1 pseudogene is annotated in these 531 nt (G+C 38.2%); it reads right to left on the minus strand.

Annotated elements, in window-relative coordinates:
• Positions 1-404 (minus strand): annotated as a pseudogene (locus tag HX124_RS18135) (hypothetical protein); the annotation flags it as partial.
• Positions 405-531 lie beyond the last annotated feature (127 nt).

A 531-nucleotide genomic window follows, 5' to 3' on the forward strand; every position in this document is an offset into this window, starting at 1 on the left:
GCCGCAACTAACGCTGCATTCACATTATATGTATCTACCGTTAAACCCGGTTGAGACAACGGTGTACCTACGTTTACAGGAACCACATCACCATTACGGTCAACTGTAATTTTGGTATTCAAAGTAAAGCTAGGATTTGTCGTTGACTTCACAAAAGTTTGGGCATTAGTTGTATTGGATGTGTCTGTTTTAATGCTATAAGGTGCATTACAAGTCACTTTAAAACTACCTGTACCATTTGTCGTGTCTGTAGGTATCACGATATTTGAACTTACATCGCTGATGCTACATTTAGGGGTGATCGTTAAACTCACAGGAATAGACGCCGATGTGGTTGCTGCTTGTGCAAAACTTGCTGTGAGTAATGCTGCTGATGCTAAAGCAATTTTAGATAAAATCTTCATGAAAATATTCCTTTAAAAAACAATTATATTGAGTTGAGATTAAACTAAATTAATACGTAACATTGACACGGAATGTGTCGGTATAAACACCAGCAGGGGTTGTGGCTGTTGTAGGTGCCTGTAATTT

Source organism: Acinetobacter sp. 226-1, assembly GCF_030329325.1.
Classification (GTDB): domain Bacteria; phylum Pseudomonadota; class Gammaproteobacteria; order Pseudomonadales; family Moraxellaceae; genus Acinetobacter; species Acinetobacter sichuanensis.